General features: G+C 54.0%; 17 protein-coding genes. 5 read left to right on the top strand and 12 right to left on the bottom strand.

All coding sequences use genetic code 11. The features are described from left to right. Window positions 1-3: 3 nt before the first annotated feature. Window positions 4-204, top strand: a complete 201-nt coding sequence (locus tag SK35_RS06835) for a YpfN family protein (protein WP_003835080.1) — start codon at window positions 4-6, stop codon at window positions 202-204. Between the two features lie 103 nt (window positions 205-307). On the opposite strand, the gene ypfH is transcribed toward SK35_RS06835, so the two are convergent. From ypfH to dapA, 6 genes are all read right to left on the bottom strand, one after another. After that, window positions 308-1006, bottom strand: coding sequence for an esterase (gene ypfH / locus SK35_RS06830; RefSeq protein ID WP_008785432.1), 699 nt, complete (start codon window positions 1004-1006; stop codon window positions 308-310). Between the two features lie 73 nt (window positions 1007-1079). Beyond that, window positions 1080-3095 carry a tRNA(Met) cytidine acetyltransferase TmcA gene (locus tag SK35_RS06825; RefSeq protein ID WP_048215798.1) on the bottom strand — a complete coding sequence of 672 codons (2016 nt, stop codon included), beginning with the start codon at window positions 3093-3095 and terminating at the stop codon, window positions 1080-1082. Window positions 3096-3110: 15 nt separating this feature from the next. Next, window positions 3111-3977 (bottom strand): KPN_02809 family neutral zinc metallopeptidase, encoded by an 867-nt coding sequence (ypfJ, locus tag SK35_RS06820; RefSeq protein ID WP_003037967.1) that lies wholly within the window; start codon window positions 3975-3977, stop codon window positions 3111-3113. A gap of 128 nt (window positions 3978-4105) precedes the next feature. Continuing rightward, window positions 4106-4819, bottom strand: coding sequence for a phosphoribosylaminoimidazolesuccinocarboxamide synthase (gene purC / locus SK35_RS06815; RefSeq protein WP_003835086.1), 714 nt, complete (start codon window positions 4817-4819; stop codon window positions 4106-4108). Between the two features lie 111 nt (window positions 4820-4930). Continuing rightward, window positions 4931-5965, bottom strand: coding sequence for an outer membrane protein assembly factor BamC (gene bamC / locus SK35_RS06810; protein WP_003835088.1), 1035 nt, complete (start codon window positions 5963-5965; stop codon window positions 4931-4933). A 16-nt stretch (window positions 5966-5981) separates the two neighbouring features. Continuing rightward, window positions 5982-6860: a 4-hydroxy-tetrahydrodipicolinate synthase gene (gene dapA / locus SK35_RS06805; protein WP_003037957.1), complete on the bottom strand. Its 879-nt coding sequence runs from the start codon at window positions 6858-6860 to the stop codon at window positions 5982-5984. Window positions 6861-7005: 145 nt separating this feature from the next. On the opposite strand from dapA, the gene SK35_RS06800 reads away from it, so the two are divergent. After that, complete coding sequence (locus tag SK35_RS06800; protein ID WP_003037954.1) at window positions 7006-7578, top strand: glycine cleavage system transcriptional repressor; 573 nt, start codon at window positions 7006-7008, stop codon at window positions 7576-7578. Further along, the gene (gene bcp, locus SK35_RS06795) at window positions 7578-8048 is read left to right on the top strand and encodes a thioredoxin-dependent thiol peroxidase (RefSeq protein WP_003835095.1); all 471 of its coding nucleotides are present in this window, start codon (window positions 7578-7580) and stop codon (window positions 8046-8048) included. The genes SK35_RS06800 and bcp overlap by 1 nt, the downstream gene beginning before the upstream one ends. Window positions 8049-8155: 107 nt before the next feature. Here bcp and iadA read toward each other — a convergent pair whose 3' ends face one another. The 4 genes from iadA to SK35_RS06775 form a co-directional block, all read right to left on the bottom strand. After that, on the bottom strand, window positions 8156-9319 hold the full coding sequence (iadA, locus tag SK35_RS06790) for a beta-aspartyl-peptidase (protein ID WP_048215797.1): 1164 nt from the start codon (window positions 9317-9319) through the stop codon (window positions 8156-8158). 11 nt (window positions 9320-9330) lie between these two features. Further along, entirely contained in the window at window positions 9331-9792 is a 462-nt protein-coding gene (locus SK35_RS06785; RefSeq protein ID WP_003835099.1) for a YjiG family protein, read from the bottom strand. A gap of 1 nt (window position 9793) precedes the next feature. Beyond that, complete coding sequence (locus SK35_RS06780) at window positions 9794-10453, bottom strand: nucleoside recognition domain-containing protein (RefSeq protein ID WP_032944189.1); 660 nt, start codon at window positions 10451-10453, stop codon at window positions 9794-9796. Between the two features lie 166 nt (window positions 10454-10619). Beyond that, entirely contained in the window at window positions 10620-11684 is a 1065-nt protein-coding gene (locus SK35_RS06775; RefSeq protein ID WP_003037941.1) for an AI-2E family transporter, read from the bottom strand. A 226-nt stretch (window positions 11685-11910) separates the two neighbouring features. Here SK35_RS06775 and bepA point away from each other — a divergent pair, with 226 nt between their 5' ends. Continuing rightward, complete coding sequence (bepA, locus tag SK35_RS06770; protein WP_048215796.1) at window positions 11911-13374, top strand: beta-barrel assembly-enhancing protease; 1464 nt, start codon at window positions 11911-11913, stop codon at window positions 13372-13374. A 123-nt stretch (window positions 13375-13497) separates the two neighbouring features. Continuing rightward, window positions 13498-13857 (top strand): arsenate reductase (glutaredoxin), encoded by a 360-nt coding sequence (arsC, locus tag SK35_RS06765; protein ID WP_048215795.1) that lies wholly within the window; start codon window positions 13498-13500, stop codon window positions 13855-13857. Window positions 13858-13892: 35 nt separating this feature from the next. Here arsC and SK35_RS06760 read toward each other — a convergent pair whose 3' ends face one another. Then, window positions 13893-14594 carry a DnaA inactivator Hda gene (locus SK35_RS06760; protein WP_211924219.1) on the bottom strand — a complete coding sequence of 234 codons (702 nt, stop codon included), beginning with the start codon at window positions 14592-14594 and terminating at the stop codon, window positions 13893-13895. A 95-nt stretch (window positions 14595-14689) separates the two neighbouring features. After that, window positions 14690-15979, bottom strand: a complete 1290-nt coding sequence (uraA, locus tag SK35_RS06755) for a uracil permease (protein WP_003835107.1) — start codon at window positions 15977-15979, stop codon at window positions 14690-14692. Window positions 15980-16057 lie beyond the last annotated feature (78 nt).

Below are 16057 nucleotides of genomic sequence, written 5' to 3'. Positions count from 1 at the left end.
AGCATGGACTGGCTGGCAAAATATTGGTGGATTCTGGTGTTGGTGTTTCTGGTAGGCGTGCTGCTGAACGTGATTAAAGATCTCAAGCGCGTCGATCACAAGAAATTTCTTGCCAACAAGCCGGAGCTTCCCCCGCATCGTGACTTTAACGATAAATGGGACGACGACGACGATTGGCCGAATAAGGACCAACCGAAGAAATAATTAGTAGGCCGATAAGTCCCGTAGGCCCGGTAAGCGTTAGCGCCACCGGGCATTACGTGCCGGATGGCAACGCTTCGCGTTTTATCCGGCCTACGGTGATCAATCAGATCATGGTAATCACATCATCATCGTGAGGCTTACCGCCGCTCAGCGCTTCATCAAAGTAGTGCTTCGGTACGGTAAAACGCAGATGATCGAGCGCAAACTGCATGCTGCGTTCATCAATGGCGTGCCCCAGATTTTCGACGATATCCAGCGTCACATCCCCACCAGCGCGAATTAACGCTTCCTGCGCGGCAACAGCATGAGATAACTCAATTACCCGGTCTTCACCACCGTGAATCAAATGCACCGTCGTCGCGGTGGTTGCAGCCTCTGGCAAGGTGGCATAGCGGCCATTGAAGGCGATGACCCGCGATGCCAGCCCCGGCTCAGCTTTGATGCTCTCAAGTGACATAATTGAACCCTGAGAAAAACCAATCAGCGCGGTTGCCTGCGGCGAAACGCCGCTTTGCTTCTGCCAGTAGCGCACGGTTTCGATAAACACCGGCATAATGGCGTCAACACGTTCCTGACGATTCTCTTCTGTTACGCCCTGCACCGAAAACCACTGACGTCCGGACGTCGTTCCGTAAGGCTCTGCTCCACCAATGCTAACGATTAGCGCATCCGGAAACAGCGGCGCAAACCAGGAGCCGATTTCGCCCATGGCAACCGGGTTATCGCCGACGCCATGAAACAGCAGCAGTAGCTGTTGAGCGGGTTTATCGGGACTTTGAACAACAAAATGGTCATGTTTCATGGCGATCTCCTTAACTGATGAGAATCATTCTACGCCGCTTAACCGCAATGACCATGCCAGGAAATTGAAGAAGTTAGTGAAAAAATTGCCATTGCATAATGCGATTATGTAGCCGCTGTTCACGCTCTGCATCCAGCTGATTTAATGCCTGCGCCGCTTCGGCGCGCTGAATGACCAGCAACGCTTTACGACCAGAAATCTTGAGCTGTTGACACAATTCGGCGTCGCTACGTTTAGCCTGGATGCGTCCGCGCAAGGCCGGAAGAGGTAACTCACTGTGCTCAAGCAGACGACTCAGACAGCCTAGCGACGTCAATAATGGCCGATGCGCGAAGGCAAACCCGGCCAGCTCAGCCCAGTCATCCTCATTAAGCGTAGTCTCTTTCAGCGGGACCAGCGGAATGCTCTCACCGTTCCATCGAGCAAGGATTTCCGCATCACGGCGCAAATGCTGGTGCTCCCGCTCGGTAAGGCGTTTCCCCGCTTCGCTAATGGGAAGTAACGCCATGGCGGTATAACAGCCGCTGCTGGCTTCCCGATGATTTCCCATTCGCACCAGCACAAAACCGCAACGTTGCCAGAAACGCCATAGTTCAGCCGTATACCCAAAACTGACCGACAGATAGTCACACGATGTGGAATAGCGGTAGGCCAGCATAATCAGCTGTTGCCCAATACCTTCTCTTTGGCGCGCAGGATGAACCGCAATTCGACTGACCCGTCTCCCGACGAGCGTCGCCGCCAACGGGTCACCACCGTGCGCCGCCAGCGACTGCGCAACCAGATTCCCTCTCGGTCGACGATATCCGGCCCAGACGGCCTGGCTTAATTCCGCGGATAGTCCCCCTTCATCGACCAACCAGACGGCTCCCGCTACGGAGTCAGCGGTTGATGCCTGAAGAAAATGCTGACCAGGCGCGTCCATCATTCGCCGCAGGTCCAATGGCGAGGTGCGATAATGCGCTCCGGAAAGCAGCTGGTATACCGCTAACGGCAGCGCCGGGTTAGCATGCCAGGACTGTTGCTCAAATGCCGAGAAGTGAAGCTCCCCCAATGGGGCATGCGTGAACGTTTCATCATCAAACACCAGCGCATCGCTGACGATTTGCTCCAGCGGACATCCCTGCGCCCAGCGTACCGGTTGCTGCAACTCATAGCGTTGAAGATTGGGGAAGCGAGCACAGAATTTCAGCAAGAAGCCTCTCCCCGTACCCTCGTAGCCTTGTACTGTAGTGGTTAACAGCGTACGAGGAAAACGCGCCACCAGTTGGTGCAGCAGCGGCGCGGGGATCGCGGCGGCTTCATCCACAATTAGCCAGTCTGCGATTGCAGAACTGCTTAACAGCGCATCCGGGGCCATAAAACGGTAACGCTCTCCGGCAAATTGCGCCAGCACATCGGTTGCCGCTTTGGCAGGCGCTGTCACAATCGCAGTGCCGTTAATCCGCGCTATGAGTTGCCCTGCCAGAGCAGACTTGCCCCGACCCCGTGCGGCCGTCACCGCAACCACACCGGGAGGCATAGCCAGCAAATGATTTAATATCATCGCCTGTTCTGGCTGGGGTTCGCCGGTTGCCGCATGCCAGGCTGCGCGAGCAGGAAAATGCGGACAGGCAACCGGCTGATGCTGTTGCCAGTGCAGAGCCTGTCTATCGCGGGAAATCACCCGTTTGACGTGCTCAATAAAGTGCGGTGTAGGGATCGGTTCAGCACAATCGCTCCAGCGTAGTGAATCCGCGTCTGGATGTGTGTGCCAGGAATGCCAGGGTGGGGTCAGCAATACCAGCCAACTGCCAGCAAGCAGTGTGCCGCTTAAGGCGGCAAACGCCGCAGCGTCAAAACCTTGCCTGGCGTCAAAAATCGCATGACGAAACTCGCGCCCTAATAATATTTTTAGCGCCTGCGGCGTACAGCACGGCTCGGTAGGGGCTTGCTCCCCTACCCACAGCCAGTCGCCGGGTAACGTGCTACGTAGCGCTAATGCCTGTTCCTGACACCAGTTATCCTCGCCGCTGATAATCAGCAGACGACGGATCCCTTCGTGGGTCATTTGTTCGGTTAACGCGCTCAGCGCCGTGTTATCGGACATCCCTGCCACAGAGTCTTAAATACCTTTACCAAAAGTATTACATTGCCCCGGATCGCCACTGTCAAAACCGCGTTTGAACCAGGTAAAACGCTGTTCAGAGGTTCCGTGAGTAAAGCTGTCCGGTACTACGCGTCCTTGTCCCTGCTGTTGCAGACGATCGTCACCAATGGCCTGTGCGGCGTTCAGTGCCTCTTCCAGGTCACCAGACTCCAGTACGCCCTGCTGCTGCATGCTGTGGCCCCAGACACCGGCAAAGCAGTCTGCCTGCAGTTCCATTCGAACGGAAAGACGGTTCACTTCTGCCTGTGAGGCATTCTGCTGCATCTGACGAACTTTAGGTTCAATGCCCAGCAGTTTCTGCACGTGATGACCCACTTCATGGGCGATAACATAGCCCTGAGCAAAATCACCATCAGCGCCCAGCTTGTTTTTCATGTCGTCATAGAATGAAAGGTCGATGTAAACCGTACCATCTGCCGGGCAATAAAACGGCCCCATCACGGACTGACCCGCACCGCAGCCGGTACGCGTCGCGCCCCGGTACATCACCAGCTTCGGCTGTTGGTAGGTGCGGCCCATTTTTTCAAACTGCTGTCCCCAAGTATCTTCTGTTGTAGCCAGAATCACCGAGGTAAATTTTGCCGCTTCATCATCGTTTGGGCTGATGGAGCGTGATGATTGCTGTTGGGAGACCGGCTGGCCAGTCATTAGCCCGGTGAGATCCACGCCATAATAACCCGCCACCAGCACCACAATCAGCAGGATGATGCCGCCTTTACCACTGGGCAGACGAAAACCGGGCCCACCCATAGAGGGGCCGCCGCCAGAGCTGTTTCGTCTGTCTTCCACATTGTCACTTTCACGACGCCCTTGCCAGCGCATAATCACCTCAACTTTTTATTCATTATGATGATGATCGTAGGCGGTTCGGAACAGGATTACCATAAGAAATAGTAATCAAATCAGGTGGGGTTAATGAGCCGGAGAGCGATCGCCGGCTCAGGGGAAGATTAGTCTAACTTCACACCCAGGCGATGCGCGACGGCTTCATAGGCTTCGATCAGGCCGCCCAGACTCTGGCGGAAGCGATCTTTGTCCATTTTATCCAGCGTTTCTTTGTCCCACAGGCGGCTACCGTCCGGTGAGAATTCATCACCCAGGACCACTTCACCTTTATACAAACCAAACTCAAGTTTGAAGTCGACCAGAATCAGACCAGCATCATCAAACATCTTTTTCAGCACGTCGTTAGCTTTGTAGGTCAGCTCTTTCATACGTGCCAGATTCTCTTTGCTCACCCAACCAAAAGTTTCGCAATAGGAATCGTTAATCATTGGATCGTGCATAGCATCGTTTTTCAGGAACAGATCAAACAGCGGCGGATTCAGCTCAATACCTTCCTCAACGCCTAAACGCTTAACCAGAGAGCCTGCCGCGCGGTTACGTACCACACATTCAACCGGTACCATCTCCAGTTTTTTCACCAGACATTCGGTATCAGAAAGCAGTCGCTCCATCTGGGTAGGAATACCCGCTTCTTGCAGTTTAGTCATAATGAAATGGTTGAATTTGTTGTTCACCATGCCTTTACGGTCAAACTGTTCAATGCGCGCGCCATCCCCTGCTGACGTATCATTGCGGAATTCGAGCACCAACAGGTCCGGGTTTTCCGTGCTGTATACGGTCTTCGCTTTACCACGATACAACTCAGCTTGCTTTTGCATCTTTATTACTCCTGGGTGTGAATTAACGATAAATATTGCGTTTTTCTGCCGACGCACACGTTTGCGTATCATATCAGAAAAAAAGGGCTGGAGTTATCCAGCCCTTTATTTTTACTTACTGAACGCTGCCTGGAAGACGGCGACCAGCGCGTCGTTCTGGCTTTGCGTCAGGGTATGCCCCTTCGGATCGATAAACTGCAAGCTGCTGCGGTTGTCTAAATCACCGACCTGCAGTTTATAGTCGCCGGATACCAGACCCGGATCGCTTGCGCCCAACTCCTGCCAGTTGCTATCGGACAGTGGTTTGTAGGTCACCGCGATGCTGCCCTGAGAACGGGTGCTGTCGGTTACCTTCATCCCCACTTTCTCAAGCGCTGCCGGCAGACGCTGCCACACCACGTTGAACGGTCCACGTACCACCAGCATTGGTAAACCGGTGTCATCGGCGGCGCTCTGAACATCCATGGTGGCTGCAGAGCGGTTCTGCGCGGCATTCGCGGCGTCGGTGGCGTTCTTATCCAGACCAGCAGAGATAACGTTCATCATCTCAGCGCTGTAACGCTGCATTGATGCCGCATCGGCTACGGGTTTACCCGCCTGCTCGAGGTTGACCAGTTTCACCGTTACCGCTTGCTGATAGCCCTGCGGTTTAACCGAGATTTGATAACGTCCACGGTACTGCTCGTCTTCATCCAGACGGTTCCAGTCAACCCAGTCGGTGGTCAACGTCTGGCTGGCATCATCACGTTTGGTGATCGTGTAGTTTTTAGACTGAATGACGCTAACGACCTGCGGCCACAGTGTGTTGCCACGACCGTTTTCCACCAGTAATGTCGACGTATCACCCGCGATCTGTGTGCGAGCACCGGTGACTAATGCTAACGGCTGAGCCGGTGGACGAATATCCAGCGCTTTACCCACGGCACCACTGCCGTTGGTTACCGGGATATTATAGTCGCCCGACATAACCGGCAAAATCATCCCAGCTGGAGCATGAAGCTCAGCAAGCGGTGCGGCCTCCAGATAGGATTCATCACCGCTCACCTGGCGCTTATAGCGCGAGTCAGAGCTACAGGCCGCGAGCAACATAACAAGCGAAACACCCGCAACCTTGGCCAGGCGCGACTTTTGTACTGAGTAAGCCATCAAATCTCCCTAAACTTTACAGCAAACCGGCATGCTTAAGCGCCGCTTTGACGATTTCACGAGCATTGTCCGTGATTGGCGTCATCGGCAGACGTAGCGTATCGGTCGCCACAAGTCCCAACTCCTTACACGCCCATTTCACGGGGATAGGATTGGGTTCGACAAATAGTTTGTTGTGTAACGGCATCAGACGCTGGTTAATCACCCGCGCCTCGGCAAATTGCCCGGCTGCCGCCAGTTTGCACATTTCAGCCATATCACGTGCCGCAACGTTAGACGTTACGGAAATCACGCCATGACCACCGAGCTGCATAAAATCCAGTCCGGTCGCGTCATCACCGCTGAGCAGAATAAAGTCGTCCGAAACCAGCTCTTTGATCTGGTGAACGCGACTTAAGTTCCCCGTGGCCTCTTTAATAGCGATAATATTTTTAACTTTCGCCAGACGACCCACGGTTTCCGGCAGCATATCGCAGCCAGTACGGGACGGCACATTATACAGAATTTGCGGCAGGTCAGTATGCTCAGCGATGGCTTTGAAATGCTGGAACAAACCTTCCTGGGTTGGGCGGTTGTAGTAAGGCGTCACCGTCAGGCAGCCGACAACACCGCTGTCGTTGAAACGCTGCGTCAGACTAATGGCTTCCGCGGTCGCATTGGCGCCGGTTCCGGCAATCACCGGAATACGCCCGTCAGCCAGTTCCAGCGTCATCATCACCACATCGCCATGTTCATCATGACTCAGGGTGGCGGACTCACCGGTGGTGCCAACAGAAACGATCGCCGAGGTGCCGCTGGCGACATGATAATCAATCAGTTTTTTCAGGCTCGACCGGCAGACTTTACCTTTCTCATCCATCGGCGTAACAAGCGCGACAATACTTCCCGTGAACATGGGCCATCCTCTGTGCAAACAAGTGTCTCAATGGTACGTTTGGTACGACAATAAAAGCAAGCGACCAGAGCCGTTCTGATTGTTGTATGCATGTTTTTTTTATGCTTTCCTTATGATTACCTCACCGCTCAAAGGAAGAACAGGTTTGACATCGTCATCGCAACACTATCTGGTCATTACTGCGCTGGGTGCCGATCGCCCAGGAATTGTGAACACCATCACGCGTCATGTCAGCAGTTGCGGCTGTAATATCGAAGACAGCCGACTGGCCATGCTGGGTGATGAGTTCACGTTTATCATGTTGCTGTCGGGCACCTGGAATGCCATCACCCTGATTGAATCAACCCTGCCATTAAAAGGCGCAGAGCTGGATTTACTCATTGTGATGAAGCGCACGACCGCGCGCCCCCGTCCGGCAATGCCTGCTACGGTATGGGTGCAGGTCGATGTCCCTGATTCTCCCCATTTGATTGAACGCTTCACCGCTCTGTTTGACAGCCACCAAATGAATATTGCGGAACTGGTTTCACGCACGCAACCGGCTGAGAATGGAAAGGCGGCGCAGTTGTTTATTCAAATTACCGCACATAGTCCTGCGTCACATGATTCGGCAAATATTGAAGATGCGTTTAAAGCACTCTGTACAGAACTCAATGCGCAAGGCAGTATTAACGTCGTCAATTACTCACAGCATGATGAACAGGATGGAGTTAAGTAATGAACCCACTGAAAGCCGGTGATATCGCACCGAAATTTAGCTTGCCGGATCAAGACGGAGAACAAGTAAATTTAACCGACTTCCAGGGACAGCGTGTTCTGGTTTATTTTTACCCGAAAGCCATGACACCCGGCTGTACCGTACAGGCCTGCGGCCTGCGCGATAACATGGATGAGTTAAAAAAAGCGGGTGTTGAAGTGCTGGGGATCAGCACCGACAAACCAGAGAAGCTTTCCCGATTCGCGGAGAAAGAAGTCCTGAATTTCACGCTCCTGTCCGATGAAGATCATCAGGTTTGCGAGCAGTTCGGCGTCTGGGGTGAGAAGTCATTTATGGGCAAAACCTACGATGGCATCCACCGCATCAGCTTCCTGATTGATGCCGAAGGGAAAATTGAGCATGTGTTTGATGACTTCAAAACCAGCAACCACCACGACGTGGTAATGAATTGGCTGAAAGAGAACGCCTGACCGTGAAATGCCGGATGGCGGCATGAACGCCTTATCCGGCCTACAAATGCACGCACGTAGGCCGGATAAGACGCGTTAGCGTCGACATCCGGCAGATGACCGCCCGGTTACTCAAACGTCCCTTTCACACACGCTTTCTGCTCCCTGACTACGGCTTTTCCCTTCGCCCACAGGTGATGAACTTTCAGCGCGTCGTTGAGCACCAGAATGTCCGCATCGCATCCCACCGCCAGACGCCCTTTATGCTCCAGTGCCAAAAATTCTGCGACCGTACGCGTCAGCGGACACAGCGCCTGTTCCAGCGGTATGGCATGAACCTTCACCAACTGGCGCACCGTCTCAGCCAGTGATTCAAACCCCGCGACACCGATGCCGGTGAGATTGCCAAGCTCATCAAATTCCGGCTGGCTGCCATTGCCATCTGAGCTAAGGGTAATGCGCGACAGCGGCACGTTCTGGCGCAGCGCCGTGGCGATAGCCGTGGCCGGGTCGACGGGCTCATCAATGCTGCTGGTAATGTCGATATAACCGCCTTTACGGGCATACTCCAGCGCCGCCTGGAACAGCGGTTCCGCACGGTTAACGTGTGTCGGCAACAGTTTAGTAATCGGCACATCGCAACAGTCAAGGATCTGGTACAACGGTTCCAGCATGCGCTGGCTGTCGCCCATATGGAAAACGCTGATCCCCGGTTTGCGCCCTAACAATCCGCCGACACGCGACTGCGCCGCCATATTTGCCAGCGCCGAGGTATCCGGGGCTGAAGAACGATGGTCCGAAACCGCACACTTCACGCCAATCACTTTATCGATCAGCGCCACGTCGCGATCGATGCTGCCGGTGATAGTCGGGGAAGGCAGAGAATACGCCCCGGTCAGCATCCATGCGCTGATGCCTTCAAACTCCAGCGCGCGGGTTTTTGCCAGCAGCGATTCCGGGTGACGGGTAATGCCATCGGTACCCAGCAAACCCACCACCGACGTGACGCCAGCTTCAACCAGCCGTGACAAGCGCACTTCCGGCGTGCGGGTATGCGGCCCCGCCTCCCCGCCGCCGCCAATAAGATGGACGTGTTGATCGATAAATCCTGGGCACACAATCGCGCCGTCAAGATTGATACACTCGCAACCGGGAAAGTCTTCAGGAGAAATTGACGGGGCGATGGCAACAATTTTGCTGCCAGAGACCAGTATATCCTGTAGCCCTAAATCTTCAGGCGCATACACGTGTCCCTGCTGGAACAACGTCAAATCAAGAATTGAACAGTTCATAACCTTCCTTGTCAGGCAATAACCTGCATAACCCAAATAGAGAGCAGCGCATTAATGACGCATACCGCAATAATTAGCGGGTAATAACGAGGATGAACCCCCGCGGTCCCCAGACAACGGCCCACATTTTGCACCGGATTTCCCATCAGGTAGATAGCCGGCAACAACACCGTGGCATCATGTCCCGAAAGCGTACCGGCGACAACCAGGCTGGCGCACACGCCAACGCCGCCTCCCATACTCATCACCGCTGCCAGCAGCACAGTGGCAGATTCCCCCGGCAGCCCCCACAGAGCCATTACCGGCTCGCATACCCGTCCTACAACCTCGAGCAGCCCTGTCACCTTCAGCGCCTGAATAATCACAAACGCCATCACCACGTTAGGCAACAGACTGGTTGTTGCAATGGTAAACCCGCGCCGTGCGCCATCGATAAACATATCCATGACGTTTTTACGTACCTGCGTTGTCATCTCACGCCTCCTGCTGCATACGGCGATTTTCCAGCTGCGCGATCCACACACGCAACAGGTTCGCGCCCACAAATTTGAAGACAAGGATCACCGCCAGCGGCGTAATCACCGGAACGGTCACCATCGTAAACAGCGCTGCGCCAGAAGAAAAATAGTTGGTAATGCATGCGCTGCCGCTGGTTTGCCAGCAGGCAAAAATAGCGCGTTCCTGCTCTGTGATAATGCCCTCTTCCGCCATTTCTTTGGTCATCCCGGCCGCGGCATCGGTATTTTGCAAATTCGCAATCAACGCCAGCGAACAAATACCCGGAATGCCCAGTAACGGACGCAGGACCGGCGTCATCAGCTGTTGTGCCGCGCGCAACCCACCCAGCCCTTCGGTGACAGAAATAATCCCGAGCGAAAGAATGACGGAAGGCGCCAGCTCAAGCGCGAATAAGAAGCCGTCTTTTGCCCCCATCCCCCCTGTGCCACGAAAAGAGACCGCCGTGTCGCCCGCAGCATTAATCTGCCCAAACGCACCGTTGAGGACGGTGAAGTCAAAGACCCGCCACCATTCGGTACTTTTCGCAAACATGCCGGAAAAAAGAATAATCGTAATAAAAAAAGCGAGATAACCGCCCCATCCCACCTTTTGCTGCGTGTGTGTGCTGTGACCCATTTTGTTCTCCTGTTGGCCTTAATCCTTGTGTGACTAAAAGACATCACGATGGTCAAGTTAAAGACAAACGTGGAGAAAAACGACACCAGAGGAGATTATTCAGAAAGAGTGGATAGAGGTCAGACAAGTTCAGATCCGGCGACATGATATCGCCGGATCTTGCAGATTAGGGTTCGTCAACGACCTGACCATCCGGCCAGGCATGCATTACCGCTTTGATTAACGTCGCCAGAGGAATCGCAAAGAATACGCCCCAGAATCCCCACAGACCGCCGAAAATCACCACGGAGAGAATAATCACCAGTGGATGCAGATTGACCGCCTCGGAGAACAGCACGGGAACCAGCAAATTGCCGTCCAGTGCCTGGATTATCAGGTACACAGCAAAACAGCTCCAGAACTCGGTGCCAAGCCCGAACTGGAACAGCGCCACGCCAACCACCGGAATCGTCACCACAAAAGCGCCGATATACGGGATCAGCACAGAGAACCCGACCAGCACCGCCAGCAACAGCGAATAGTTGAGACCAAACAGCAGGAAGCCGAGCCAGGTCGCTACGCCGACCACCACCATTTCCAGCACCTTCCCGCGGATATAGTTGGTGATTTGCTGGTTCATCTCTTTCCATACCTGTCCCGCCAGCCCGCGATTACGCGGTAGCACCCGGCGCACGGCGTTCAGCATCTGGCCTTTATCTTTGATCAGGAAGAACACCATCAACGGGACAAGCACCAGATAAACCGCCAGCGTGAGTAATCCGACCAGGGAGGCTAACGAATATTTCACCACCGAATCGCCCATGGTGAGCATTCGCGAGCGCATATTTTCCGCCATCGCATCAATGATGCCCGCATCCATCAGCGCCGGGTAACGTCGTGGCAAGGTGGCGGCAAAATCAGACAATTTATTGAGCATGCCAGGCATGTCGCGGATCAGGTAAATTCCCTGCTGCCACGCAACGGGCATCACCACAAAGGCCATCAGCAGTAAAATACCGACAAACACCACCAGCACAATCGATGTCGCCCAACGCCGTGAACACCCAATATGTTCCAGCCGCACTGTCGGCCATTCAAGCAGGTACGCCAGCACAATGGCGACCAGCAGCGGCGCCAAAAGACCGCTAAAGAAAAACAGGATGCCAAAACCGGCAACAAGAATAATCAGCAGGGCGATGGCTTCGGGGTCGCTAAAGCGGCGACGATACCATTGCATCAACATTTCGAGCATAAAACCCTTCCATGAACCCAATAGCGGGATTGCGATCCCGAATTGTATCGAAATGTCACAAAAAAGACTTCGCTTTTTATGGCTGATTACGCAAAGTGAAAAGACATTTTTCCTGGGTGTTCATCGTCAGGTTTCGCAGTTACACTCCGTAAGCTTGCGGAGTGTGAACGATACTTCACAGCATCGGTCAAATGGCTATCTCAAAAAAGAATACAGGACAGAGGTTATGTTCAGGCAGTTGAAAAAAAACCTGGTTGCTACCCTCATTGCCGCACTGACTATCGGTCAGGTTGCGCCAGCATTTGCTGATACTGCGGACACCCTGCCTGATATGGGAACGTCGGCAGGCAGTACGCTTTCCATAGGACAGGAAATGCAGATGGGCGATTATTACGTACGCCAACTGCGCGGCAGTGCGCCATTAATTAACGATCCATTGCTCACTCAATACATTAATGCGCTGGGGATGCGTCTGGTCTCGCACGCCGACTCGGTAAAAACGCCCTTCACCTTCTTTTTGATTAACAACGATGAAATCAACGCCTTTGCTTTCTTTGGCGGCAACGTTGTCCTGCACTCCGCACTATTCCGCTATTCCGACAACGAAAGCCAGCTGGCATCGGTTATGGCGCACGAAATTTCCCACGTCACGCAACGCCACCTGGCGCGTGCCATGGAAGACCAGAAACGTAGCGCACCGCTAACGTGGGTTGGCGCATTAGGTTCAATTTTATTAGCAATGGCCAGCCCGCAGGCGGGTATGGCGGCGCTGACCGGTACGCTGGCGGGTACACGTCAGGGAATGATCAGCTTTACGCAGCAAAACGAACAGGAAGCAGACCGCATCGGTATTCAGGTGCTGCAACGCTCGGGATTCGATCCCCAGGCCATGCCAACGTTCCTGGAAAAACTGCTCGACCAGGCTCGTTACTCTTCGCGTCCGCCGGAAATTTTGCTGACTCACCCCCTGCCGGAAAGCCGTCTGTCTGATGCCCGTAACCGCGCCAACCAGATGCACCCGGTGGTCGTCCAGTCGTCAGAAGATTTTTATCTGGCTAAGGCACGAACCTTAGGCATGTACAACTCTGGTCGTAACCAGTTGACCGATGACCTGCTGAGTAGCTGGTCGAAAGGCAACGTACGTGAGCAACGTGCGGCGCAGTATGGCCGGGCATTGCAGGCGATGGAAGCCAGTAAATACGACGAGGCGCGTAAAGCGCTGCAACCACTGCTGGCGGCAGATCCTAACAATGCCTGGTATCTCGACCTGGCAACGGATATCGATCTCGGCCAGAAGAAAACCAGTGATGCCATTAACCGCCTGAAAAACGCCCGCGACCTGCGCACTAACCCGGTTCTGCAGCTCAACCTGGCGAATGCCTATTTACAAGGTGGACAAGCCAAAGAGGCGGCGACCATCCTGAATCGCTATACGTTTAACCATAAAGATGACCCTAACGGCTGGGATCTGTTAGCGCAAACGGAAGCCAACCTGAGCAACCGCGATCAGGAGCTGGCGGCGCGCGCGGAGGGGTATGCCCTCGCGGGACGTCTGGATCAGGCTATTTCGATGCTCAGCAGCGCAAGCTCTCAGGTGAAACTGGGTAGCCAGCAGCAGGCCAGATACGATGCCCGTATTGACCAGCTACGCCAGCTGCAAGAACGCTTTAAACCGTACACGAAGATGTAATTATCGAACCTTTGCCGGATGGCGACGCTGTCGCGTCTTATCCGGCCTACGTCAGACGCGATATGTAGGCCGGATAAGGTCTTTTGGCCGCCATCCGGCAGTATTGTTATGCAAGGAGAAGTCATGTCAGACGCGATTAAAATCTACCATAACCCACGCTGCTCCAAGAGCCGTGAAACGCTGGAATTACTGAAGTCCAACGGCGTGGACCCGGAAGTGGTGTTGTATCTGGAAACGCCAGCTGACGCAGCAACCCTGCGCGAACTGCTGCAAATGCTCGGTATGGCCAGCGCGCGTGAACTGATGCGCCAGAAAGAGGATCTCTATAAATCGCTTAACCTGGCGGACAAAAATCTGAGTGAAGATGCGCTGATTCAGGCAATGGTGGAAAACCCGAAACTGATGGAGCGCCCGATTGTGGTTGCCAAAGGTCAGGCTCGAATTGGACGTCCGCCTGAGCAGGTACTGGAAATCGTCGGTTAACCTGCAACCTGCCGCAGTCTTCTCGGCTGCGGCGCTTACAGCTTCAGAATTTCTTTTACGAACGGAATGGTCAGCTTACGCTGGGCGGTGATCGACGCATGATCTAACTGATCCAACGTCATAAACAGCGTTCGCATTTCACGATCCAGACGCTTTAGCAGAAAACGTCCCACATCTTCCGGCAGTTCAAATCCACGAAGTCTGGCGCGTAATTGCAACGCCTGCAGCTTATCTTCATCGGAAAGCGGCTGTAGCTTGTAGATTTGCCCCCAGTCCAGGCGTGAGGCGAGATCCGGCAACCCCAGATTCAGCTGTCTTGGCGGACGATCGCCGGTGATCAGCAAGCGCGTTTTCCCCGACTCCAGGATACGGTTGTAGAGATCAAAGATCGCCATTTCCCACAGCGAATCACCGGCCACACATTCGATGTTATCGATGCATACCAGCGATAAATGCTCCATCCCGTCGAGCACCTCGGGGACGAACCAGGTGCGTTTGTCGAGCGGCACGTAGCCTACCGCATCGCCGCGCGCGGACAGTTCCGCACAGGCTGCATGCAGCAAATGACTACGGCCAGCGCCTTCACGCGACCAGAGATAAATATACCCGCTATGTTCCTGACGCAGCACGTTTTGCAGTGCAGCCAGTAAAGAGGAGTTATCCCCCGGCCAGAAACTTGCGAAAGTTTCGTCGTCAGGAAGATAAAGTGGCAAAGAGAGCTGTGCCGGTGTGTTCAGAGATACCTCAACCCAGGATTTCATAAAATCGCGTTGAGTTTAACACAGAAATACGTCGCGATAGAACCGGGCAGCGCTGCCGCCCGGTCAGAGATTTACTGTTGCGGACTGTCTGCATCTTTCGCGTCAAGCACGACTTCTTCCGGACGCAGCAGGCTGATAACTTTGAAAATCAGGCTCAGACAGACACCAACGATGGTCGCCAGCGCCATGCCTTTCAGCTCTGCGGCACCGATGTGAACTTTCGCGCCACTTACGCCGATGATCAAAATAACCGAGGTCAGGATCAGGTTCTGCGCCTTGTTATAGTCAACCTTCGACTCGATCAGTACGCGAATACCAGAAGCGCCAATCACACCGTACAGCAGCAGTGATACGCCGCCCATAACCGGCAGTGGGATAATTTGGATCGCCGCCGCCAGTTTACCCACGCAGGAGAGCAGAATGGCGAAAATTGCCGCACCACCGATAACCCAGGTACTGTAAACGCGGGTGATCGCCATTACGCCGATGTTTTCGCCGTACGTGGTGTTCGGCGTAGAGCCGAAGAAACCAGAGATTACCGTAGACAGACCGTTGGCAAACATAGAACGATGCAAGCCAGGATCGCGAATCAAATCTTTTTTCACGATATTCGCCGTCACCACCAGGTGTCCAACGTGTTCGGCGATGACCACCAGCGCCGCTGGCAGGATGGTCAGAATGGCAACCCATTCAAAACGCGGCGTGTAGAACGTCGGCAGCGCGAACCAGTGGGCCTGCGCAATCGGCGTAGTGTCCACAACACCCATCACGAAGGAGAGCGCATAACCGGCCAGCACCCCGATCAGAATCGGGATAATCGCCATAAAACCGCGGAACAATACTGAACCAAAGACCGTTACCGCCAGCGTCACCATAGAAATGATGATGGTTTTTGAATCCGGTAATTGCCCCTCAGCAGGCAGTAACCCCGCCATACCCGCAGCAACGCCAGCCAGCTCCAGACCGATGACGGCAACGATTGCGCCCATCGCCGCAGGCGGGAACATGACATCCAGCCAGCCGGTTCCTGCCTTCTTAACAATGAAAGAAACCAGGCAGAACAGGACGCCACACATAATGAAACCGCCCAGCGCCACTTCATACCCTAACGGCAGCAGCAGCAGTACCGGGGAAATAAAGGCAAAGCTTGAACCCAGATATGCGGGAATTTTACCCTTACAAATAAAGAGATACAGCAACGTACCAATGCCGTTAAACAGCAGAACGGTAGCCGGGTTGATGTGGAACAGGACTGGCACCAGTACCGTTGCGCCAAACATGGCGAACAGGTGCTGCAAACTAAGCGGGATTGTCTGTAAAAGCGGCGGTCTTTCACTCACCCCGATAGCACGGCGCGTCATAGTGTTTTCCTCTGAGTGTTGTTTGTTATTAGCCATTGGGTTGTTTTATTCAAAAAAAAGCCGACTCTTAAAGTCGGC

Source organism: Citrobacter sp. MGH105 (assembly GCF_001037485.2).
GTDB lineage: Bacteria > Pseudomonadota > Gammaproteobacteria > Enterobacterales > Enterobacteriaceae > Citrobacter > Citrobacter portucalensis.
Note: the sequence above shows the minus strand (reverse complement) of the source record. Positions and strands in the feature narration are given on the sequence as shown.